Here is a 22,422-nt window from a genome sequence, read left to right as displayed (position 1 = left end):
CCGCGCGTGATCGTGATGTCTTTTCACCAGGAGAAGTCATGACCGAACTCTGGCAACTGTCGGCAACCGAGCTCGCGAAACGCGTGCGGCAGCGCGACGTATCGGCGCGCGAAGTGGCGGACGCGGTGCTCGATCGTCTCGATGCCGTGAATCCGGCGATCAACGCGGTGGTCGAACATCGTCCCGACGACGTGCGGCGGCAGGCCGACGAAGTCGATCGTGCGATCGCGCGCGGCGACGATCCGGGGCCGCTCGCGGGCGTCCCCGTCACCGTGAAGATCAACGTCGATCAGGCCGGCTTTGCGACGACCAACGGCACCCGCCTGCAGCGCGACCTGATCGCGCGTGCCGACAGCCCGGTGGTCGCGAACATCCGGAAGGCTGGCGGGGTGTTGCTCGGCCGCACCAATTCCCCGACGTTCGCACTGCGCTGGTTCACGTCGAATCGCGTGCATGGTCACACGCGCAATCCGCGCAATCCGTCGCTGACGCCGGGCGGATCGAGCGGCGGCGCGGCGGCGGCGGTGGCGGCCGGGATCGGCCCGCTCGCGGTCGGCACCGACATCGGCGGCTCGGTGCGCTACCCGGCCTATGCGTGCGGCGTGCACGGGATCCGGCCGTCGCTCGGCCGCGTGCCGGCGTTCAATGCATCGTCGCCGGAGCGGGCGATCGGCGCGCAACTGATGTCGGCGGCCGGGCCGATCGCGCGCACGATCGACGATCTCTCGCTCGCGCTGCGGGCGTTCTCCGCGCCGGACCCGCGCGATCCGTGGCACGCCGCGGTGCCGTTCGACGGGCGCGAGGTGCCGAAGCGCGCGGCGCTGTGCGTGCGTCCGCGCGGCCTGGAGGTCGTGCCCGAAGTCGAGGCTGCGTTGCGCGATGCCGCGCGTCGGCTCGTCGATGCGGGCTGGACCGTCGACGAGATCGACGATACGCCGCCGATGCGCGAGGCTGCGCTGCTGCAGGAACAGCTGTGGCTCGGCGATGGTTTCGACGCGCTGGCGAATGCCGCGGAGCAAGACGGCGATCCGGGCGCGGCTGCGGTGATCGCCGCCGTGCGCAGCAAGGTGCGCGATCTGCCGGCGGATGTGATCAGCCGTGCGCTGGTTCGACGCACGACGTTGACGCGGCAATGGCGGCTGTTTCTAGATGAATATCCGGTGCTGTTGCTGCCCGTTTCATCGGAACTGCCGTTTCCCGACGATCTCGACCGGCAAGGGCCGGAAGGGTTCGATCGCGTGTGGGAAGCGCAGCTCACGTTGCGCGCGCTACCCGCGATGGGACTGCCGGGGCTGGCGGTCACGACGTCGCTCGTGAACGGCGTGCCGGTGGGCGTGCAGGTGGTCGCGACGCATCATCGCGAGGATCTGTGTTTGCTTGCGGGGCGCGATATCGAGGCGCGTGGGGTGCCGGTTGTGCCGGTCGACCCGGTGGTATGACATCCTGAAGAACCCATGCATCGGCGAGGCTCGGTGGCTTCGCCGGCGCATTTCGGATTCCATGACGACGCGCCGAATGCCGCGCTGATCGTTCTTCCCCTTCCTTTCAAACCCCTTCGATACACGCCATCGAACGGCCCTCGTCCTCCCTTTCCAACCCACCATCAACCGCGCACCAATAGCGCGCGTCTGCTATTGCATTCCCCGCGGCGCTGATTAGGAAATGAATTTTTATTGGTTCTGCTTCCCCGGCCGCACTCGCATAGTGGCGTTGACGGCTATAGACAGCACGCAAGCTGCAACAGCCGCATTCCCGGTGTCTTTGTTCATACGAATCTGAGAATACAAGGAAGTGTCATGACGGTTGAACTGGAAGAACGAACCGCTGCGCAGCAGGCGCTCGAAGACGCGCGCGCGGCGGCCCTGGCGGCTGGCAAGCCCTACGCGGGCGGCGTTGCGCCGGAAACCGCGTGGGCGTTGTTTTCGGCGGGCGACGCCGTGCTGGTGGACGTGCGCACGGCTGAGGAACGGAAATTCGTCGGCTACGTGCCGGAGTCGCTGCACGTGCCGTGGGCGACCGGCACGAGCCTGACGCGCAACCCGCGCTTCGTGCGCGAACTGGAAGCGAAGACCGGCAAGGACGCGGTCGTGTTGCTGTTGTGCCGCAGCGGCAACCGCTCGGCGCAGGCGGCCGAGGCCGCGGCGAAGGGCGGTTTCACGCAGGTTTTCAATGTGCTCGAAGGCTTCGAGGGCGACCTCGACGAGCGGCAGCATCGCGGCGGCCAAAACGGCTGGCGCTTCCGCGGCCTGCCTTGGGCGCAGGATTGATTCACGGCGGTTACGGGGAGAAAGCAGCATGGCCGCATTCGATATCGACGACATCGTTCAATCGCTGCAGACGGTGCGTCGCGCATGGCGCGAAAAGCAGCGGCGTTCGCTCGAACCCGGCGGGCGTGATTTGCCGGCGCGCGAAGCGCTCGCGCAGATCGTCGGCGCACTGAAAGGCGTGCTGTTCCCGATGCGGCTCGGGCCGCCCGACCTGCGGCAGGAAAGCGAGAACTTCCACGTGGCCCACGCGCTCGACGCGGCGCTGAATGCGTTGCTCACGCAGGTGACGCTCGAATTGCGCTACGCGGCGCGTCACCGCAATGCCGACGGGCCGGCAGACAACCTCGACGAAGTCGCGTCGAAGGCCGTGCAGGCGTTCGCCGCGCGCTTGCCGGAGATTCGCCGGCTGCTCGACAGCGACGTGCTGGCGGCATTCCACGGCGATCCGGCGGCCGGCAGCGTCGATGAGGTGCTGCTGTGCTATCCGGGCATCCTCGCGATGATTCATCACCGGCTCGCGCACGAACTGTACGGGCTCGGCCTGCCGCTGCTCGCGCGGATCATCGCCGAGCAGGCGCATGCGGAAACGGGCATCGACATTCATCCGGGCGCGCGCATCGGCGCGGGCTTCTTCATCGACCACGGCACGGGCGTCGTGATCGGCGAGACGGCGATCATCGGCGAGCGCGTGCGCGTGTATCAGGCCGTCACGCTCGGCGCGAAGCGCTTCCCGCGCGATGCGGCCGGCCATCTGGAGAAGGGGCTCGCGCGCCATCCGATCGTCGAGGACGACGTGGTGATCTATGCGGGCGCAACGATCCTCGGCCGCGTGACGATCGGGCGCGGCGCGGTGATCGGCGGCAACGTGTGGCTCACGCAGGACGTGCCGGCCGGCGAAAACGTCACGCAGGCCGTGCTGCGCAGCGAAGCGAACGCCGCGCCGCGCACGGCGGCGCGCGTCGCCTAGGAGGCGCGATGAGCGACCTCATCCATCACTTCGGCGCCACCGTGCGCAAGCTGCGCGAAGCGCGCACGTGGTCGCAGGAGCAACTGGCCGAGCATGCCGGGCTGAACCGCTCGTACGTCGGCGAGATCGAGCGCGGCGAGGCGATCGCGTCGATCGTCACGGCCGACAAGATCGCGCGCGCGTTCGACGTGTCGATCTCGACGCTGCTGCCGGGCGCGTACGTCACCTGAGGTCGCGCCGCATCGTTTCCCCTTTCGGGGGCATGACCTGACGGCTATAGCATGTTGAGCCGGTAGGGGCGTGCTTCCGATAATCACCCAGCGTCATAAGCAATCCCGTTTTTCATCTTAAGAACCCGGAGCCACACATGTCGACCGTTGCAAGCGGCACGGCTGCGCTGAGCGATCACGCCGCCCGCCAACTAGCGAACGCTACCAAGACCGTCCCCCAGCTTTCCACGATCACGCCGCGCTGGCTGACCCATCTGCTGCAATGGGTGCCGGTCGAGGCCGGCATCTATCGCCTGAACCAGGTGAAGAACCCGGAAGCCGTGCGCGCCGCGTGCACGCAGCTCGAGGACGAAAGCGTGCTGCCGCAGACGTTCGTGCCGTACGAGGAACAGCCGCGCGAGTACTTCCTGAACGCGGTGAGCACGGTGCTCGACGTGCATACGCGGATCTCCGATCTTTACAGCAGTCCTCATGACCAGATCAAGGAACAGCTGCGCCTGACGATCGAGACGATCAAGGAGCTGCAGGAAAGCCAGCTGATCAACAACCCCGACTACGGGCTGCTCGCGAACGTGACCGACGAACAGCGGATCTTCCCGCTGACGGGCGCGCCGACGCCGGACGATCTCGACGAGCTGCTGACGAAGGTGTGGAAGGAGCCGGCGTTTTTCCTCACGCACCCGCTCGCGATCGCCGCGTTCGGCCGCGAATGCACGCGGCGCGGCGTGCCGCCGCCGACGGTCAGCCTGTTCGGCTCGCAATTCCTCACGTGGCGCGGCATTCCGCTGATTCCGTCGGACAAGGTGCCGGTCGCGGACGGCAAGACCAAGATCCTGCTGCTGCGCGTCGGCGACAAGCGTCAGGGTGTCGTCGGCCTGTATCAGCCGGGCGTCGCGGGCGAGCAGGGGCCGGGCCTGTCGGTGCGCTTCATGGGGATCAACAACCAGGCGATCGCGTCGTACCTGATCTCGCTGTATTGCTCGCTCGCGGTCCATTCGCCGGATGCGCTGGCTGTCCTCGATGACGTCGAAATCGCCAAGTTCCATGACTATCCCGACACCTACCGTTAATCCCGGCTTGGCCGGCGGCGACGCGCACGCGTTGCCGCATGCGCCGCTGCCGGCCGGCTTGCCCGACCCGGCGACGCTCGCGCGGCTCGCGTCCGAGTTCTTCGCGACGCCGCCCGGGCAGGCCACCGCGCCCGGGTTGTCGGCGGGCAGCGGCGCGGTCGGCGGCGTGCCGTCGGCCTTGCCCGCGGCGGCGCCGATTCTCGCGTCGGTGAGCAACCCGGTGCCGGGCGGTTCGCCGCTCGCGGGCCCGGGCGGGGCGGGCACCGGCGTACCGGGGCTCGCGCTGCCGCAAGGCAAGGTACCGGGCGCGAACCTCGCGCCGTCCGCGCCGACGCACGTGCTGTCGCTCGGCAACCGCGCACCCGCGCTCGCGCCGCATGCGGCCGCGCAGAACGGGTTGCCCGACAACGTCGTATCGATCGCGCCCGCGCTGGAGCCGCGCGTCGGCGGCGCGGCGCTCGGCGTGCCGCAGGTGAATGCGCCGGCGCCGGAAGGCGCGGCGAAGGCGTCGCCGTACTACTTCACCGACGGTTCGCTGCAGGGCTGGCAGGGGACGCCGCAGGACATCGTCGTGCCGTCGAACGGCCTCGCGTCGCCGGAAGCGTTCGGGTTGCCGGGCGACGACGCGCTGCGCGCGCTGCTCGCCGTGCAGCGCGACGTGCGGGTGTCGCATGCATCGGGCGCATCGGGCGCCGACGTGCCGCGTTATTTCATCGACGACTCGCACGCAGCCGAGCCGCAAGGCCAGCTGTATCGCGGCGCTCATCCGCCGTTCGACGTGAACGCGATCCGCCGGGATTTCCCGATCCTGCAGGAGCGCGTGAACGGCAAGCAGCTCGTCTGGTTCGACAACGCGGCGACGACGCACAAGCCGCAGGCCGTGATCGACCGCCTCGCGTACTTCTATGCACACGAGAACTCGAACATCCACCGCGCGGCGCACGCACTGGCCGGCCGCGCGACGGATGCGTACGAGCATGCACGGGAAACGGTGCAGCGCTTCATCGGCGCATCGTCGCCCGACGAGATCGTGTTCGTGCGCGGCACGACCGAGGCGATCAACCTGATCGCGAAGACGTGGGGCGTGCAGAACGTCGGCGAAGGCGACGAGATCGTCGTGTCGCATCTCGAGCATCACGCGAACATCGTGCCGTGGCAGCAGCTTGCCGCGCTCAAGGGCGCGAAGCTGCGCGTGATTCCGGTCGACGATTCGGGGCAGGTACTGCTCGACGAATACCGGAAGCTGCTCAACGATCGCACGAAGATCGTGTCGGTCACGCAGGTGTCGAACGCGCTCGGCACGGTCGTGCCGGTGAAGGAGATCGTCGAGCTTGCGCATCGCGCGGGCGCGAAGGTGCTGGTCGACGGTGCGCAGTCGATCTCGCACATGCGTGTCGACGTGCAGGCGCTCGATGCGGATTTCTTCGTGTTCTCCGGGCACAAGATCTACGGGCCGACCGGGATCGGCGTGGTGTACGGCAAGCGCGCGATCCTCGACGACATGCCGCCGTGGCAGGGTGGCGGCAACATGATCGCGGACGTGACGTTCGAGCGCACGGTGTTCCAGCCGCCGCCGAACCGTTTCGAAGCCGGCACCGGCAACATCGCGGATGCGGTGGGGCTCGGCGCGGCGCTCGACTACGTGAACCGTGTCGGCATCGAGAACATCGCGCGCTACGAGCACGATCTGCTCGCGTATGCGACGAGCGTGCTCGCGCCGGTGCCGGGCGTGCGGCTCGTCGGTACCGCGCGCGACAAGGCGAGCGTGCTGTCGTTCGTGCTGAAGGGCTATGAAACCGAGGAAGTCGGGCAGGCGCTGAACGAAGAGGGCATCGCGGTGCGCTCGGGGCATCACTGCGCGCAGCCGATCTTGCGGCGGTTCGGGCTCGAAGCCACGGTGCGGCCGTCGCTCGCGTTCTACAACACGTGCGATGAAGTCGATGCGCTGGTGAGTGTCGTCAGGAGACTGGCGGCGCGGCGCTGACGTTGTCGTTGTGCTGATTTGATGTTGCCCGCTTGCGGCGGCCTTTGCGGGCCGCCGCAAGCGTTTTGACGTTACGCGCTCAGAAACGCACGACCGGCTTCTGCTCGACACTGAACCCGTCACGCAGCACGCACGCCGAATCGGCGAAGTAGCGGCGGATCTCCGACAGCAGATCGGTGTTGCCGCGTCGGCAGAACACGACCCCCGATCCCTCCTCCGTCAACAGCTCGTCGATCAGCGATTCGGGTTGCCCGATATCGGCGAGATGGACATTCTGCACGCCGTGTGCGAGCGCATCGAGCGCGTCCCGTACGCACGGCGCCGCGTCGGCGGCCGGATGCTCGGCGAGCCATTGCTCCAGCTCCGTGATGCCGTACAGCCCGGCGAGCTCGCCAAGTTCGTGCAGCAACCCTTTGTCGACCATCATCACCAACGAGACGGCGCACGTGCGTTGCGCGAGCAGGCTGCCGAGCCGTTCAGGGCGCAGCAGGCAGTCGCGACCCGCGTCGTCCGGTGCGACCGGCATCACGACGGGCACCAGTCCGTTGTCGAGCAACGCGTTCAACGCGGTGACGTCGAACCGCGCGACCATGCTCGTGTTCGCGCTGTCGGGTACGGCGCTGGCGACGAGCAGGCCGCCGTCGTGACCGTCGATGCCGATTGCCCGCGCGCCGTGGCTGCCGATCAGGCGCGCGAGTTCATGGTTGATGCCGGTCATGGCGGCGTGCACGGTGTGCATCGATTGCGTACCGGACGTGGACGGCGCGCTCTGGACGACGATCGGACGGATGCCGGTGAGCGCGAGCAGCGCGACATCCTGCGCGAAGGCCGAGCGCGTGTGGACGTCGCTGGCGGCACCACCGTCGACGATGACGACGGTCTGTCCGTGCAGCGCCTGCATGAATGGCAGTGAGCGGGCCAAGCCGGCCACGCGTCGAGTGGGAGTGTCAGGGTCTGGGAACATTGGCGTTCGAAAGGATGAAGGGGATACCTGTCGTTGCGCGACGCTCGATCAAACAGTGCGTTGCATGAGTCGGCGAATCTCGTCGGGCGTTTGTGCGTCGCGTGACGCTTGCCGGATCGCGCGTTCGCTGAACCATCGCGCGGCGTCGGCGAGCAGTTCGAGGTGTGCACGGTCGTCCGCGTGCGGCAGCACCAGCACGACGAATTCGCGCACGGGCTTGCGGTCGGGCGCGTTGAACGTGAACGGGTATCGCGCGCGGACGAACAGCGCGACAGCCGAACCGATCCCGTCGACGCGCGCATGCGGAATCGCGACGCCCTGGCCGAGGCCGGTCGAGCCGAGTTGTTCGCGCTTGATCAGTTCGGCCCGGATCCGTTCCGCGGATACGCCGCTGTCGCGTGCGACATGGTGAGCGACGAGGTCGAACAACTGGATCGCACTTTCCACCGGTACGTCGAGCAGGATATTGTCCGGCGGACAGGCGTCGGCGAGCGCGGTCGCGAACGGCGTGCCACCGCGTTGCTGAGGGCGGTCGGATTGGCCGTCGACGGCGGCCTGATGCGTTTGCATGCGGATCTCTCCGTGTCGGGATGACAGGGGAATCCTAGACAAACCCGCGTAAAGACGGTGTCAGATACGCGGGGGCCGGGCATTAAAATCTCGTATCGAGCGCCGATGCCGCCGCGCGCGATACGGACGCCCTCAGGTTCCCGACAGCACGAACGGCAGCGTCGTCAGCAGAAACACTGAAATGCCGACGACCGGCGCGCCGAATGCGATTGCCGCGAACGCCATGATGGCGCTCGCCAGCACGAGCGTTCTCGACACCCGGCGGTGTCGGCCGTGCGCCGTCGTCCGGTCCTCGCGCAGAGCATGGGTTCGCGCGCCGATCACGTGTTTCCAGAACGTCAAGCCCAGCATCATTCCATTGCTCCTGTATGAAAGACGATCGAGACGGGGCGCGCGCGGCTTCGGAAGCGAGAATCCCCGTGAATAAAATCAGTGATGCAAAATAAATGGATCGGATCGGCAGACCGATGTCGTGCCGTTACGCGGAACGTGTCGCACGCATTGCGATGTGCGATGCGGGACGACCGAATCGACGTCGTGTTCAAGCATGCACGGGAAGGACCACGGCGCGCACCGTCCGCCTGTCGGCGGGACGGTGGCTCGGGAAGGAGACGCAGGCGTCCGGCCTGTCAGGCGGAGAAGCAACCCGGAGGACGAGGACTTCGGATGCGCATGGCGCGTGCTCGGTAGTGGATGGCGAATCCATTCTAGCGAACGGATGCGCGGGCGCAAGTAAAAAGGTCGTAAAGGTGCGTGAATCCGGTTACGCACGCGCCGGAGACGGGGGGCGTCGGGCCGGTATGGCCGGTGAGCGTTCGAGACGGACGAGTACGCCGCGAATCAACGTCCGGCCAGCATCCGCCCACCCACTGCCATCAGCAACAGTCCGGCGGCCGTATCGAGCGCGGCCTTGCGCCGGACCAGCAACCGGCGCACCGACGGACGCGACGCGAGCAGCGCCATCGTGCAATACCACGCAGCCGGGGTCGCGACCGACAGCACGACGACCGACAGATCGAGCCACGCCGGCGCATGGGCCGGCGCCCTCAGCGCGAAGATACTGCCGTAGAATGCGACGGACTTCGGGTTCGTCATGCTGGCGACGTAGCCTTTTCTCGCCGCGCGCCAGCCGGACGTCGCGGCCGGCGCGGCAATCGGCCCGCCGGCAATCGTATTGCGTCGCGCCAAAGTACACAACGCGTGACGACTTCCATCGCCACGCGTTGCACGATCCTACTCAACCGCACGCACGCCGGCGAACCGGCGCGCACGCTGCTGCGTCGTCAGAAATCGAACCCCGGCCCGCCCGCACCCGGGCCGCCCGGTGCGGCGGCCGGCGCCGCATCCTTCGGCGCTTCGTACACGGTCGCATCGGTCGTCAGCAGCAGCCCGGCCACCGACGCCGCGTTCTGCAGCGCGGTGCGCGTGACCTTGGTCGGATCGAGCACGCCCGATTCGACGAGATCGCCGTACTCGCCCGTCTGCGCGTTGTAGCCGAAATTGCCCGTGCCTTCCGCGACCTTCGCGACGACGACGCTCGCTTCCTCGCCCGCATTGGTGACGATCTGGCGCAGCGGTTCCTCGAGCGCGCGCAGCACGATCTTGATGCCCGCGTCCTGATCGGCGTTCGCACCCTTCAGTTCGCGGATCGCCTGCCGCACGCGAATCAGTGCGACGCCGCCGCCCGGCACGATGCCTTCCTCGACGGCCGCGCGCGTGGCGTGCAGCGCGTCGTCGACGCGGTCCTTCTTCTCCTTCACCTCGATTTCGGTCGCGCCGCCGACCTTGATCACCGCCACGCCGCCCGCGAGCTTCGCGACGCGTTCCTGCAGCTTCTCGCGATCGTAGTCGGACGTGGCCTCTTCGATCTGCACGCGGATCTGCTTCACGCGCGCTTCGATGTTCTTCGCATCGCCCGCGCCGTCGATCACCGTGGTGTTTTCCTTGCCGACCTCGATGCGCTTCGCCTGGCCCAGTTCGGCCAGCGTGGTCTTCTCGAGCGTCAGGCCCGTTTCCTCGGCGATCACCTGGCCGCCGGTGAGGATCGCGATGTCCTCGAGCAGCGCCTTGCGGCGATCGCCGAAGCCCGGCGCCTTGACCGCGACCGTCTTCAGGATGCCGCGGATGTTGTTCACGACGAGTGTCGCGAGCGCTTCGCCTTCGACGTCTTCCGCGATGATCAGCAGCGGCCGGCCCGACTTGGCGACCTGTTCGAGCACCGGCAGCAAGTCGCGGATGTTCGAGATCTTCTTGTCGTGCAGCAGGATGTACGGGCTTTCGATCTCGGCGATCTGCTTGTCCGGATTGTTGATGAAATACGGCGACAGGTAGCCGCGATCGAATTGCAGCCCTTCGACGACGTCGAGCTCGTCGGCGAGCGACTTGCCGTCCTCGACCGTGATCACGCCTTCCTTGCCGACGCGGTCGATCGCTTCCGCGATGCGCTGGCCGATCGACTCCTCGCCGTTCGCGGAGATCGTCGCGACCTGCGCGATTTCCTTGCTCGTGGTGGTCGGCTTGCTGATCTTCTTCAATTCCTCGACGGCCGACGCGACGGCCTTGTCGATGCCGCGCTTCAGGTCGAGCGGATTGAGCCCGGCCGCCACGTATTTCTGGCCTTCACGGACGATCGCCTGCGCGAGCACGGTGGCCGTGGTCGTGCCGTCGCCGGCTGCGTCGCTGGTGCGCGACGCGACTTCCTTCACGAGTTGCGCGCCGATGTTCTGCAGCTTGTCCGCGAGTTCGATTTCCTTCGCGACCGACACGCCGTCCTTCGTGACGACGGGCGCGCCGAAGCTGCGTTCGAGCACGACGTTGCGGCCTTTCGGGCCGAGCGTGACCTTCACCGCGTTCGCGAGGATGTTCACGCCTTCGGTCAGCTTCGACCGTGCGATGTCGCTGAAAAGAATTTCCTTGGCTGCCATGATTGCGCTCCGTTATTGATTGACGACCGCGACGATGTCTTCTTCGCGCAGCACGAGAAACTCGTTGCCGTCCACCTTGACGGCTTGCCCCGCGTACTTGCCGAACAGCACGCGTTCGCCGACCTGCAGATCGGGCACGATGCGCTGGCCGTCCGTGTCCTTGCGGCCGGGGCCGACGGCGATCACTTCGCCCTGGTCGGGCTTTTCGGCGGCGCTGTCGGGGATCACGATGCCCGACGCGGTGGTGGTTTCCTGATCGAGTCGCTTCACGATCACGCGATCGTGCAAGGGGCGTAGGCTCATTTTTTCGTCCTGTCCTGTTCTGTCGAAATTGGCTGGCACTCTTTAACAGAGAGTGCTGACGAGTATAAAAATGCGCGGCGGCGCGATCCAATAACGGATTTGCACAAGCATTCGCGCCGTCGTGCAAAGCGGGTGGGCCCGTTATTGCGACACGGCGGGCTGCGGGACCGGCGAACAGACCGGGCGGATCGTCTCGCCGGCCAGCACGCGCTTCACGAACGGAATCGAATCGGCGAGCGACGCGTTCACGGTGCCGTTGTGCTCGCGGCCCGCATACAGGTGTGCCTCGACCGTCGTGCCGGCCGCGCAGGCGTCCCTGGCGAGCGCGAGTTCGAGCGGCGCGAGCCCGTCGTCCGCGCCCGCGCCGATGAAAACGGGCGTCGCGATCTTCAGCGTCGGGTACTTCAGGTAGTCGTCCCACCATGCCTTCAGCCGCGCATCGCCGCCCGGCTTCACGGTGTTCGCGTGCGTGAGCTGCGCGAGCGCCGCATCGTCCTCGAGCGATGCGAGGCAACTGATGCGCGACTGTTCGAGAATCGGCAGTGCGGTATCGGTCAGCACTTCGTCGGCGCGCAGCGACGGGTCGATCTGCTGCGCAGACAGCACCGAGTAGAACTGATATGCGAGCGTCGGATCGACGCGTTCGGGATCGCGCCGGTAGGCCGTCTCGAACTTCGGCAGCGATGCGAGCGTGGCGCGCGACGCGTTGTAGATCGTGCCGGTCGCGACGGTCGCGCGGATCGCCAGTTCGGGCGCATAGACCGGCGCATAGCCGGCCGCCGCGATCACGGCCGAGCCTCCTTGCGACTGGCCGACCAGCACGACCTCGTTCGCGAGGCCCGGCACGCCGGCGAGCACCGCGCGCACGCTGTCGAGCAGCGTGTAGCTGTTCGAGCGGTTGTTGAGCTGCGGATTCGGGCCGGGCGTGCCGAGCCCCTGATAGTCGGTGGCGACCACCGCGAACCCTTGCTGAAGCCACGCGCTCAGGTAGCGCACGTCGCGATACGAGCGGCCGAACCATGACGGCGCGCAGATGTCGGCCATCCCGAACGTGCCGTGCGCCCACGCGACGATCGGCCAGCCGCCGGCCGGCGGCGTGCCGCGCGGCAGGAACAGCGCGCCCGACACCGCGATCGGCGTGCGGCCGCCGACGCCGTCGGTCGACGCGTACAGGATGCGCAATTGCCGCGCGGCACTCGCGAGCCCGAGCGTCGCGGGCAGCGCTTCGGTGCGCAGCAGCGCGCCGGGCGTGGCCGGAACGTCGCGGTCCCACGTGTAGAACGCGGATACGCGGCCGTCGCCTTGTAGCGGGTCCGGGGCGGGGACACGGCCCGGCGACGCCGCGAGCGAAACGACGGAAGACACGGCGAGTGCCGATACGAGCAGCGTGCGCGCGGCGATGCCGCGCAGGGAAAGAAGCGTCATGGCTGGATGAAGGTCGGTGAGAGCGGATACGCCGGATAAGGCCGGCGCGGGCCGAGTGCGATGCAAGTTTCGAACCAGCGGGGTCGTTGCGTACGCAACGCGCGGTATGGCGGAGCGATGGATCGATGCCGCGCGCATCGTCCACACGCACTGACTGCGTGTCGTGCAGCAATCCCGGCCGGCAGGTTGTTGCTTGCGCAACAGATGCGTAGGCGCAGGCTGCACGCCGCAAGTCGGGCATCGCGTTCCAGCGCCGCGTCAGCCGGCCCTCGAGATGCCCATCGCCGCGCTGGCACGATTGCTGCTGATTCGTCGACCGTGCGTCGCGGCGTTGCGACGCGAGCCCATCCGTTCAACCGATCAAGGAACCTTCCTCATGTCCGTCACCCAAGCCATCGACAGCGGCGAACTCGTGGCATTCGTCGAGCGCGCCACGCGCGAATTCGCGCAGGCCGAGCGCGTGCTGAAGGAAACGCGCACGCTCAGCGCCACCAACACGTTCCAGGCGTTTCAGCGCGTGCCGGGCACGGAGCTCGTCGTCGCGCTGTCGGCGCCGAGCCCGTGGGCCGCATCGCGGGAGATCCAGCCGGTCGTCGTGACGCTCGACGGCGACGTGCTGCACGGCGACGCGCGCGCGGGCGGCAACGGCCCGCGCTACGCGGGCGTATTCCGCGAGGTGCCGGAAGTCGACGTGGTGATTCATGTCCACGGCCCGTATCTCGGCGCATGGGCGAGCGCGCATCGTCCGCTGCCGATCCGTTACGCGCCGGCCGCGCGCTACACGCGGGCACGCGAAATCCCCGTCTACGTCGATCGCCGCCCCGGCGAGCCGCGCTTCATCGTCGACACGATCCGGCGCGATCCCGACGTGCCGGCGATCATCGAGGCGAACGGCGGCGCGACGTTCTGGGGCAAGTCGATCCTCGACGTGTCGAAGTACATCCTGATCCTCGAGGAAGCCGCGTACTTCCAGGCGCTCGCGGAACCGCTCGGCGGCTCGCTCGAATTCGGGCCGGGCGCGCTCGAACAGCAATGGAAGATGACCGGCCTCGCATGATGCCGCGCGGCGGCCGGCGCAATCCGGCCGCCGTCATACCGATAGCTCGATGAATTGGTTCGTGGCCGGCGTGCGCCTTGCTATCGTCGAACCTTCCCCGTTCAACACGCCGGTCGTGCCATGGCCATCTTCAGCTTGCCGGACCCGACTTCGCACGCGATCACGATTCGCGCGAAGGCACTGACGTTCGACGATCCCAAATCGCGGGTGCTGCTCGAACGCATCCAGCTCGTCGCACCGAGCGATGCGACGGTGCTCGTCACCGGCGAGAGCGGCACGGGCAAGGAGCTGATCGCGCGCCTCGTGCATTCGCTGAGCGAGCGTCACGACGGGCCGTTCGTCGCGGTCAACTGCGGGGCTTTTTCGGAAACGCTGATCGAAAGCGAGCTGTTCGGCCACGAGCGCGGCGCGTTCACCGGCGCGATCAACAGCCAGCCCGGCTGGTTCGAATCCGCGAATCGCGGCACGCTGTTTCTCGATGAAGTGGGCGACCTGCCGCTGTCCGCGCAGGTCAAGCTGCTGCGTGTGCTGCAGGAGCGCGAGGTGACGCCGGTCGGCTCGCGCAAGACCGTGAAGATCGACGTGCGGCTCGTCGCGGCGACCAACGTCAATCTCGAAGCCGCGGTGCGCGCGGGCAATTTCCGCGAGGATCTGTACTACCGGCTCAACGTCGTGAAGCTGAGCCTGCTGCCGCTGCGCGAGCGGCCCGGCGACATCGCGCCGCTGATCGAACACTTCATCGACACCTACGCGAAGCGGCTGCGCGTGGCCGCGCCGACGCTGACCGACGCTGCGCGCGCGCGGCTGCATGCGCATGCATGGCCCGGCAACATCCGCGAACTGGAGAACGTGATTCACCACGCGGTGCTGATCTGCGCAGGCGGCGCGATCGACGTCGGCGACCTGCAATTCTCCGCGCTGTCACTCGCACCTGACCCGGCCGACGCACCAGGTGCGACCGCCGCGCCGCCGCGCCGCGCGCGCGACGTGGCCGAAGCGACCGACGCGCTGCGCCACGCGGTGATCGAACTGCTGGATCTCGGCACGCCGGCGCTGTGGCAGCACATCGAGGACACCGTGTACCGCAGCGTGTTCGACTACAGCGAGCACAACCAGCTGCGGATGTCGCGCCTGCTCGACCAGTCGCGCAACATCGTGCGTGCCCGGCTCGCGCAGCTCGGCATCCTGAAGCCGCGCGACGCGGGCGACGGCGGCGACGCCGACACCGGCGCGCGGCTGCGCCGTCAGGCGTGATCGCGCCAGCGCAGCGCGCGCTGGGCGATCCGCTCGCATAACGTACTCATGCCGACGGCCAACGCCGTCACGCCGAGCACGCACACCAGCAGCACGTCGGCGCGCGCGCCGGCCTGCGCGTTCTGCATCAGGCTGCCGACGCCGGCGCCCGTATTGAACAGCAGCTCGCTGCTGGTCGCGGTGATCCACGCGAACGGCACGGCCTGCAGCACGCCCGCGAACAGGTCGGGCAACGCGCCGGGGATCAGCACGTCGCGCCACAGGCCGATGCGGGTCAGGCGATACGACTGCGCGAGTTCGACGTAGCGCGGATCGACGCGGCGCAATCCGTCGAAGCTGGCGGTGGTCATCGGGTAGAACGCGGCCAGCGCGATGATGAACACCTTCGCGAATTCGCCGGTGCCGGCCCACAGGCTCAGCAGCGGAATCAGCCCGAGCAGCGGTACGTAGCGCAGCGCCTGGAACGCCGGTTCGCCGAGCTTGCGTGCGAGCGTCGAGCGCGCCATCGCCGCGCCGAACACGAGCCCGAACGCGACGCCGAAGCCGAGCCCGAGCGTCGTGCGGCGCAGGCTCGCGCCGAGATCGGTCGTGAGTTCGCCGCTGCGCGCAAGTTCGACGAGCGCGGCGCCGACCTGCTGCAGCGGCACGAACGCATATTGATGGGCCGCGTCGCCGGACGAGGCGGTTTGCCAGGCGGCCAGCAGCAGCGCCGGTACGACGAGGCCGCGCGCGCGGCGGCGCAGCGGGGCGAGCGAGGCAACGCGGGTAACGAAGGTCATGCCGAAGCGGTTCCGGTCAGGGTCAGCGCGCGGGCGTCAGCCAGCGCAGCGCATAACGTTGGACGAGTGCGATCGAGCGGTCGAGCGCGAAGCCGATCAGCCCGATTACCGCGACGTCGACGAGTACCACGTCGAGCCGCAGCATCTGCCGGGCGAGTTCCATCATCTGGCCGATGCCGCTGTCCGCGCTGAGCAGCTCGACCGCGACGAGCGCGAGCCACGCACGCGCGAGCGCGATCCGCACGCCGGTGAGCAGCGGCGGCAGCGCGGCCGGCAGCAGCACGTCGCGCAGCAGCGCGAAGCGGCCGAGCCCGTAGTGGCGCGCCATCTCGACGAGATCGCGCGGCGCGTCGTGCACGCCCGTGTACGCGGCCAGCGCGACCGGGAAGAACACGGCCTTGCCGACCACGACGAGCTTCAACGGTTCGTCGACGCCGATCAGCAGGATCAGCAGCGGAATCAATGTGAGCGTGGGCAATTGCCGCAACAGGTCGAAGGTCGGCCGCAGGTAGTCGGCGAACAGCCGGCTGCGTGCGAGCAGGATGCCGAATGCGGCGCCGCTGGTCGCGCCGATCGCGAAACCGAGCACGAGGCGGTGCAGCGTGATCGACAGGTTGTCGCGCAGTTCGCCGGTGTCGAGCAGCGTGCGCAGCGTCGCCGCGAGGCGCTCGGGCGGCACGACGAGCTGCGGCGGAAACCAGCGCTGCGCGCTCGCGAGCCACCACAGCGCGGCGAATGCGACGGGCGTGATCCACCACAGCGCGTGGTGGCCGAGCCGCGCGACGCCCGGCAGGCGAACCGCCGCGCGCAAGCCGTTCGGCGCGAGGGCGCGCGTCGCCATCAGCGGCTCGCGACGCGCGGGGCGTCGGCGCGCCAGTAGCCGTCGAGGCCGAGCTGCTTGAGCGCGGTCGACACGAAGGTCGGCGCGAGCAGCGCGTTCACGTCGACCGGAGCGGACGTCAGCCCGGCCTGGCGGCTGTACGCGACGACATCGCGGTAATGGCCGGTCAACGCCGGCGTGAAGAGCGGCGTCCATTGCTCCTTCCACGGCGTCGCTTCGTCCGCGTATTCGCGGCGCACGACGCTTTCCGGCTGGCCGGACGCGCTCAGGATCTTCACGTACGCGTCGCGGTTCTGCGGCTGCGAGATCCAGTGCGCGGCCCGGACGTAGGCCGTCGCGACGATCTGCGTGATGTCGGGGTAGCGCCGCACGAAATCGTCGGACGCCCACAGTTCCGCGCGCATCTTCCAGTCGTCGGGCGCGTTCTTGGTCGACCAGATGATCTTGCCGACGTTCTTGTCGACGAGCGAATACGCGTCGGACAGCGTGAAGAAGCCGTCGACGCGGCCGGCCGCGACGGCCGCCGCGCCGGCCTGCGGATCGAGGTTATAGATCCTGAAGTCGGACAGCTTCAGCCCGTTCTCGGCGAGCAGCTTGCTGAACGGCACTTCCCACGGCCGGCCGCGATTGAGGGCGATGCGCTTGCCCTTGAGGTCGACGATCGACTTCGCGCTCGAGCCGGCCGGCACGACCAGATACGTGTTGCTGCCGACGCCGCCCGGCACGATCAGGCGCGTGTGCGTGCCCGACGCGTTGACGACCACCGACGGCAGGTCGCCGTAGCCGGCGAAATCGATGCTGCCGTTCGTGAATGCCTCGTTGACGAGCGTGCCGACCGCGGCGGTCGACACCGGCACCCATTGCAGCGTCACGTGTCGCGCGGCGAGCGCTTTTTCGAGCGACTTGTCGGCGTCGATCAGCGCGGATGCGCCCGCGTATTGCGTCTTGCCGCCGCTCGAATACGCGACGACGGCGATTCGCACGACCTTGGGCGCGTCTTGCGCGTGGGCGGCGGGCGTGACGAATGATGCGACGGCCAATGGCAGCGCGGCGAGCAGCGCGCGCAGCGGGCGATGCAGCGACGCGAGGGAGAGTGTGGGTTTCATGATGGTCCGGAGCAGTGAACGTGAAAGGGGCTCACGCGCGCTTCTGCAACGACGGCCGCAGCACGTCGGCGAGCGGGCGCGGATCGATCCAGTCGGCGACGTCGAAATCGGCTTCCAGAAAACCGTGGTCGTGCAGGAACGTCTTGAACTCGTCGAGCGCGGCGACCGATTCGTCGTCGAGATTGATGCCGAGATGCCGGTGCAACTGGTTGCCGTACGCGGCGCGTACCCAGTCGATCGACGACGCGGTTTCGCCGGCCACGTAGTGCGCGGTTTCGTCGGGATGCGTGCCGGCCCATTCGCCGGCGGCGACCACGAGTTTCAGGAAGCCGGCGACGATGTCGGGGTGGTTCGCGAGCACGTCCGCGTTGACGGTCAGCGGGCGCGGCGTGCCGTTGTTGTTGCGGATCGAGCGCTCCGGATGAAAGCCGATGTCGATCACGACGTGCGCGCCGATCAGTTGCGCGATCTCGAGGCCCGTCGAGCCCTTCACGTAGATCGCATCGACTTCGCCGCGCAGCAGCGCGCCGGCTTCGGCCGCATACAGCGCACGGCTCGAAAAGCCTTGCGGTGACGCGAACAGGCTCGCCGCGCGCGCCGGGCCGACGGCTTGCAGCGTGCGGGCGCGCACGTCGACGCGTTCGACGTCGCCGAGCGTCAGCCCGTCGAGGCTCAGCGCATTGACGAAGCCGCGCAGCGCCGACGCGCGAAAGATGTCGATGCGATCGTCGGGGCGGCTCGGAATCGCGATCCGGCGCCCGCGCAACGCCTTCACGGAGCGGATGCCCGACTCGGGGCGCGCGAGGATCAGCTGCGATTCGTCGACCCACGACAACCCGATCACGCGTGTGTTCGCGTCGTTCGAGCGCGCCCACATCGCGGGGATGCTGCCGCCCTGGCGAAACGACTGCGCGAGCGTGTGGTCGCTGATCGACGACACGTCGTGCCGCGTGGCGCCGCGTGGCGAGCGGATCGCGACGCCGTCGGCCGACGTCTCGCCGTTGAGCCAGCCGAGGTGCACGGCGATGCCGAGCGGCGTCGGCACCGGCGATCGGGCGTACCAGAACGTCTGCTGCTTGTCCGATGACGAATCGGGCCTGTCTGTCATGTGTGAGATTCCCCTGTCTGGGTAAGCGTGGTCGAGGCGCGGTGTCGCCCGCGCGGGCCGTTCCACGTTGCAAGTTCCGGGCCAGTGAACGGCAACCGCCGTGCGGCCGCTGCCGCGGGCCGCGCGGGCGATGCGCGGCATGGCGGCAGTTCCCTGCGTTGTTGCGTGAGCAACAGTCGGGTCGGGCGCTGTTGCGCGCGCAGCACCGGTGCGGCGGAAGCAGCAGCGGCACGGGTGCGTGTCGCGACATGTCCGGCGGCACCCGGCGCACATGATTCGAATCGTCGCGCACGCCCGACCCGCAAGGCGCCGCGCGCATTCGCCGGCGGCTTCGCGCATGTCGCGGCGAACCCGTTGGCACACCGCGTGCTTTACAGCGCTGCAAACGCGCGGCACGCCGGTGCCGCACGCAATCCGAACGGGCCGACAAGGAGAATCCCGATGGCTGTTGAATTTCTGTGGCGCCTGCCGATGCACGGCGACGGCCGGCGCGCACACGATCTGCATACGCGCGGCGAATGGAATCGCCAGCGCGCGTCGCGCGTCGCACCGAAAGTCGACGACGACGCGTTCGGCTACATCGACTATCTGTCGCAGGTCGCGCGCGCGGCCGATATCGCCGGCTTCCACGGCGCGCTGATTCCGATCTTCCGCTTCACCGAGGAACCGTGGGTCGTGGCGGCCGCGCTGGCGCGCGAGACGCGCCGGCTGCGCTTGCTGATCGCGCTGCAGCCGCATTTCGTGCATCCGGTCTATGCGGCGCAGATGGCCGCGAGCCTGCAGCGGATCAGCCGCGGCCGCGTCGAATGGAACGTCGTCACGGGCGGCGGCGGGCCGGACCAGCGTGCGTACGGCGACTTCATCGATCACGACAGCCGCTATGCGCGCACCGACGAATTCCTCGACGTCGTGAAGGGCGTCGCGGCCGGCGCGCCGTTCACGTTCGACGGCCGCTTCTATCGCGTCGAGGAGGGCGGCCTGCTGCCGCCGCTGAGCGGCCAGAAACCGCCGCGGATCTATCTGGCCGGCGCGAGCGACGCGGCGCTCGCGGTCGCCGCGAAGCACGGCGACGTGCACCTGAGCTGGGGCGAGCCGCTCGCGAAGCAGAAGGAAGTGATCGATGCGGCGCGCCGCGCGCTCGACCGGCAGAACGCCGAGCGCGATCTGCGCTTCGGCATGCGCATCGACATCCTGGCGCGCGAGACCGAGGAGCAGGCGTGGGCCGAGCTGCGGCAGATGTTCGCGACGGTGGGCGACACGACGCGCAACGGCTTCGGCGGGCGCGGCGCAGCGTCGGAATCGGTCGGCGCGAAACGCCAGTTCGCGCTGCACCAGGGCAACACGCAGCACTTCGACGACCTGATCGTCGGCCCGAACCTGTGGGCCGGGATGTCGCAGATCCGTGGCGGCCCCGGCTGCGTGATCGTCGGCAGCCACGAGCAGGTGGCCGAGCGGCTCGCGGAGTACGTCGAGATCGGCGTGTCGACGTTCATCCTCGCGAGCAACCCGCATCTCGAAGAAGCGTACCGCGTGGGCGAGGAAGTGCTGCCGCTCGTCGACGGCGCGCTGAACGCGCGCGGCACGCAGGCGGCGCTGCGCGTGGCCGGCGCCTGAGCGCGGCGGCCCGCCGCCACGCACCCATGACAACGACAAGGACACTCACCATGACGACACTCGCTGCGCAGGCCACGGCTTGCGACGCACTCTGGTACACGCGCTGCCCGGTGCCGACCGCGCTCGGCATCGCCGTGCATCGCGGCTGGTTCGACGAGGAGTTCGGGCCGGACGGCATCGCACTCCATTCGCTGCAGGAGACGGCCGACGCCGACAAGCGCGAATCGCACTTCGATCACAGCCTGCCGCACTCGTTCCGGCAGGGCGGCAACATTCCCGCGCTGTGGGCGCGGGCCCGCGGCGCCGATACGCGCGTGATCGGCCTGTCGTGGACCAACGAATTCCAGGCGATCGTCACGCTGCCCGAGCGCGGCATCCGCACCGCGCGCGACCTGCGCGGCCGGCGGCTCGGCTTGCCGCGCCATCCGATCAGCATCGACTTCTGGCGCGCGGCCGCGCTGAAGGGGTTCCTGAGCGCGCTCGAGCTGGAAGGGCTCGGCCACGGCGACGCCGAATGGGTCGACCTGCCCGACACGCGCGAGCGCCACACCGGGCCCGCGTCGTTCACGCGCGGCCCGCACGAATACGGGCTCGAAATCGCGGCGCTCGTGCGCGGCGACGTCGACGCGGTGTTCGTGAAGGGCGTGGCCGGGCTGGAAACCGTGCATCTGATCGACGCGCAGGTCGTCATCGATCTCGGCGCGCATCCCGATCCGCTGGTGCGGATCGGCAACGGCACGCCGCGCACGCTGACCGTCGACCGCGCGCTGATCGACGCGCGCCCCGATCTCGTGAGCCGCTTCCTGTCGGTCGTGGTCGGCGCGGGCGACTGGGCCGCGCGCCATCCGGCGGAGACGGTCGCGTATATCGGCCGTGAAACGCGTGCATCCGACGAGTGGGTGCGCTACGCGTATGGCGCGGACGTGCATCGCCATCTGGAAACCGGGCTCGCGCCGACGTCGATCGACGGGCTGGTCGCGTTCAAGGATTTTCTCGTCGAGTGGGGCTTTCTCGAACACGATTTCGACGCGCGCGCGTGGATCGATCCGGCGCCGTTCACGCAGATCGACCGGCACCGCCATGCGTGGGTCGCGTAGCGCGCCGCGGCGTGTCATTGCAAGGAGTCGAACATGACAGGGCTGACGATCGAATACGGCGTGCCGCCCGCGCGCCGGCATGCGGCACGTGCGGCGCCGCGCACGGTGGCGGCGGTTGCGCGTCCGCCGTCGCTGCCGCCGTCCGCGCAGGTCGACGCACGGGCCGCACCGGCGAACGGATGGCGTGGCGCGGCGGCGATTGCGCTGGCGATCGCGGCGCTGCATGCGGGCGTCGCGCTGCTGGCCGCGCGCGTGCCTGCCGCACCGCCCGTGCAGCCGCCGCGGCCGTTGCCGATGACGGTCGAGCTGACGCGGCCGCCCGAACCGCTGCCGCAGGCCGCGCACCCGCCGCCGCCGGTCGTGTCGCCGAAGCCGTTGAAGCAGGCGCCGACCCCGCCGAAGCCGCGCGCGGCCGTACCGCGTCCGGCGCCGGCTGCCACGCCGCAGGCGACGCGCGAAGCCGCACCTGCACCCGCGCCGGCGACGCCGGCCGTCGCCGCGCCCGCTGCCCCGGTTCAGGCGCCCGCGCCCGCACCCGCCGTACCCGTGCGCGAAACCGCGCCGATCGGCGACGCGGCGTACCTGCGCAACCCGGCGCCCGACTATCCGGCGTTCGCGCAGGACCAGGGCTGGGAAGGGCGCGTCGTGCTGCGCGTGCACGTGCTCGCGAGTGGCACGCCCGATTCGGTCGAGGTCCGCACGAGCAGCGGCCGCCGCCTGCTCGACAGCGCGGCGGTGGCTGCCGTGAAGCGCTGGACCTTCGTCCCCGCGAAGCGCGGCGACGAAGCGGTCGACGGCTGGGTGAACGTGCCGATCGATTTCAAGCTGGGCTGACCCGCCGGGCCGCCCGCCACATTTTTCA

General features: G+C 68.8%; 21 protein-coding genes and 1 pseudogene. 11 read left to right on the top strand and 11 right to left on the bottom strand.

The window, feature by feature from the left end:
• Positions 1–38: 38 nt before the first annotated feature.
• From AP428_RS24560 to AP428_RS24535, 6 genes are all read left to right on the top strand, one after another.
• Entirely contained in the window at positions 39–1,439 is a 1,401-nt protein-coding gene (locus AP428_RS24560) for an amidase family protein (protein WP_011694555.1), read from the top strand.
• A 357-nt stretch (positions 1,440–1,796) separates the two neighbouring features.
• A complete protein-coding gene (locus tag AP428_RS24555; RefSeq protein ID WP_011694556.1) occupies positions 1,797–2,267 on the top strand; it encodes a rhodanese-like domain-containing protein in 471 nt (156 codons plus the stop codon).
• 28 nt (positions 2,268–2,295) lie between these two features.
• The gene (gene epsC / locus AP428_RS24550; RefSeq protein ID WP_011694557.1) at positions 2,296–3,234 is read left to right on the top strand and encodes a serine O-acetyltransferase EpsC; all 939 of its coding nucleotides are present in this window, start codon (positions 2,296–2,298) and stop codon (positions 3,232–3,234) included.
• Positions 3,235–3,242: 8 nt separating this feature from the next.
• The gene (locus AP428_RS24545) at positions 3,243–3,464 is read left to right on the top strand and encodes a helix-turn-helix domain-containing protein (RefSeq protein WP_006484517.1); all 222 of its coding nucleotides are present in this window, start codon (positions 3,243–3,245) and stop codon (positions 3,462–3,464) included.
• A gap of 137 nt (positions 3,465–3,601) precedes the next feature.
• Positions 3,602–4,534, top strand: a complete 933-nt coding sequence (locus AP428_RS24540) for a family 2A encapsulin nanocompartment shell protein (RefSeq protein ID WP_006479760.1) — start codon at positions 3,602–3,604, stop codon at positions 4,532–4,534.
• Positions 4,509–6,518: a family 2A encapsulin nanocompartment cargo protein cysteine desulfurase gene (locus tag AP428_RS24535; protein WP_041489633.1), complete on the top strand. Its 2,010-nt coding sequence runs from the start codon at positions 4,509–4,511 to the stop codon at positions 6,516–6,518. The genes AP428_RS24540 and AP428_RS24535 overlap by 26 nt, the downstream gene beginning before the upstream one ends.
• Positions 6,519–6,597: 79 nt before the next feature.
• Here the strand turns inward: AP428_RS24535 and AP428_RS24530 are convergent, their stop codons facing one another.
• The 7 genes and pseudogenes from AP428_RS24530 to AP428_RS24500 all read right to left on the bottom strand — a co-directional run bounded on the left by AP428_RS24530 (position 6,598) and on the right by AP428_RS24500 (position 12,704).
• On the bottom strand, positions 6,598–7,482 hold the full coding sequence (locus AP428_RS24530; RefSeq protein WP_011694559.1) for an acetylglutamate kinase: 885 nt from the start codon (positions 7,480–7,482) through the stop codon (positions 6,598–6,600).
• A 48-nt stretch (positions 7,483–7,530) separates the two neighbouring features.
• Positions 7,531–8,052, bottom strand: coding sequence for a PTS sugar transporter subunit IIA (locus AP428_RS24525; protein ID WP_011694560.1), 522 nt, complete (start codon positions 8,050–8,052; stop codon positions 7,531–7,533).
• Between the two features lie 132 nt (positions 8,053–8,184).
• Entirely contained in the window at positions 8,185–8,406 is a 222-nt protein-coding gene (locus tag AP428_RS24520) for a hypothetical protein (RefSeq protein WP_011694561.1), read from the bottom strand.
• 486 nt (positions 8,407–8,892) lie between these two features.
• Positions 8,893–9,210: pseudogene (locus AP428_RS24515) on the bottom strand (LysE family translocator); the annotation flags it as partial.
• 125 nt (positions 9,211–9,335) lie between these two features.
• Positions 9,336–10,976 (bottom strand): chaperonin GroEL, encoded by a 1,641-nt coding sequence (gene groL / locus AP428_RS24510; RefSeq protein WP_011694563.1) that lies wholly within the window; start codon positions 10,974–10,976, stop codon positions 9,336–9,338.
• Positions 10,977–10,988: 12 nt separating this feature from the next.
• Positions 10,989–11,279, bottom strand: coding sequence for a co-chaperone GroES (locus AP428_RS24505; protein ID WP_011694564.1), 291 nt, complete (start codon positions 11,277–11,279; stop codon positions 10,989–10,991).
• Positions 11,280–11,420: 141 nt separating this feature from the next.
• Positions 11,421–12,704: an alpha/beta fold hydrolase gene (locus AP428_RS24500; RefSeq protein ID WP_011694565.1), complete on the bottom strand. Its 1,284-nt coding sequence runs from the start codon at positions 12,702–12,704 to the stop codon at positions 11,421–11,423.
• 376 nt (positions 12,705–13,080) lie between these two features.
• On the opposite strand from AP428_RS24500, the gene AP428_RS24495 reads away from it, so the two are divergent.
• Together AP428_RS24495 and AP428_RS24490 are read left to right on the top strand one after the other, a co-directional pair.
• Positions 13,081–13,761 carry a class II aldolase/adducin family protein gene (locus tag AP428_RS24495; protein ID WP_011694566.1) on the top strand — a complete coding sequence of 227 codons (681 nt, stop codon included), beginning with the start codon at positions 13,081–13,083 and terminating at the stop codon, positions 13,759–13,761.
• 120 nt (positions 13,762–13,881) lie between these two features.
• The gene (locus tag AP428_RS24490) at positions 13,882–15,015 is read left to right on the top strand and encodes a sigma-54-dependent Fis family transcriptional regulator (protein ID WP_011694567.1); all 1,134 of its coding nucleotides are present in this window, start codon (positions 13,882–13,884) and stop codon (positions 15,013–15,015) included.
• Here AP428_RS24490 and AP428_RS24485 read toward each other — a convergent pair.
• The 4 genes from AP428_RS24485 to AP428_RS24470 are packed head-to-tail and all read right to left on the bottom strand — an operon-like array spanning position 15,006 to position 18,849.
• The gene (locus tag AP428_RS24485; RefSeq protein ID WP_011694568.1) at positions 15,006–15,794 is read right to left on the bottom strand and encodes an ABC transporter permease; all 789 of its coding nucleotides are present in this window, start codon (positions 15,792–15,794) and stop codon (positions 15,006–15,008) included. The genes AP428_RS24490 and AP428_RS24485 overlap by 10 nt on opposite strands.
• A gap of 22 nt (positions 15,795–15,816) precedes the next feature.
• Positions 15,817–16,635 (bottom strand): ABC transporter permease, encoded by an 819-nt coding sequence (locus AP428_RS24480; protein WP_011694569.1) that lies wholly within the window; start codon positions 16,633–16,635, stop codon positions 15,817–15,819.
• Positions 16,635–17,741 (bottom strand): PhnD/SsuA/transferrin family substrate-binding protein, encoded by a 1,107-nt coding sequence (locus AP428_RS24475; protein ID WP_011694570.1) that lies wholly within the window; start codon positions 17,739–17,741, stop codon positions 16,635–16,637. Before AP428_RS24475 ends, AP428_RS24480 begins: the two co-directional genes overlap by 1 nt.
• A gap of 31 nt (positions 17,742–17,772) precedes the next feature.
• Complete coding sequence (locus tag AP428_RS24470) at positions 17,773–18,849, bottom strand: ABC transporter substrate-binding protein (protein WP_011694571.1); 1,077 nt, start codon at positions 18,847–18,849, stop codon at positions 17,773–17,775.
• Positions 18,850–19,290: 441 nt separating this feature from the next.
• Between AP428_RS24470 and AP428_RS24465 the strand changes: the two genes are divergently transcribed.
• The 3 genes from AP428_RS24465 to AP428_RS24455 are packed head-to-tail and all read left to right on the top strand — an operon-like array spanning position 19,291 to position 22,394.
• On the top strand, positions 19,291–20,463 hold the full coding sequence (locus tag AP428_RS24465) for an LLM class flavin-dependent oxidoreductase (protein WP_011694572.1): 1,173 nt from the start codon (positions 19,291–19,293) through the stop codon (positions 20,461–20,463).
• 50 nt (positions 20,464–20,513) lie between these two features.
• Positions 20,514–21,560 (top strand): ABC transporter substrate-binding protein, encoded by a 1,047-nt coding sequence (locus AP428_RS24460; RefSeq protein ID WP_011694573.1) that lies wholly within the window; start codon positions 20,514–20,516, stop codon positions 21,558–21,560.
• A 33-nt stretch (positions 21,561–21,593) separates the two neighbouring features.
• On the top strand, positions 21,594–22,394 hold the full coding sequence (locus tag AP428_RS24455) for an energy transducer TonB (protein ID WP_011694574.1): 801 nt from the start codon (positions 21,594–21,596) through the stop codon (positions 22,392–22,394).
• Positions 22,395–22,422 lie beyond the last annotated feature (28 nt).

The sequence above is a fragment of the Burkholderia sp. E168m22 genome (assembly GCF_001319805.1).
Classification (GTDB): Bacteria; Pseudomonadota; Gammaproteobacteria; order Burkholderiales; family Burkholderiaceae; genus Burkholderia; species Burkholderia orbicola.
This window is presented reverse-complemented; position numbering and strand designations above follow the sequence as displayed.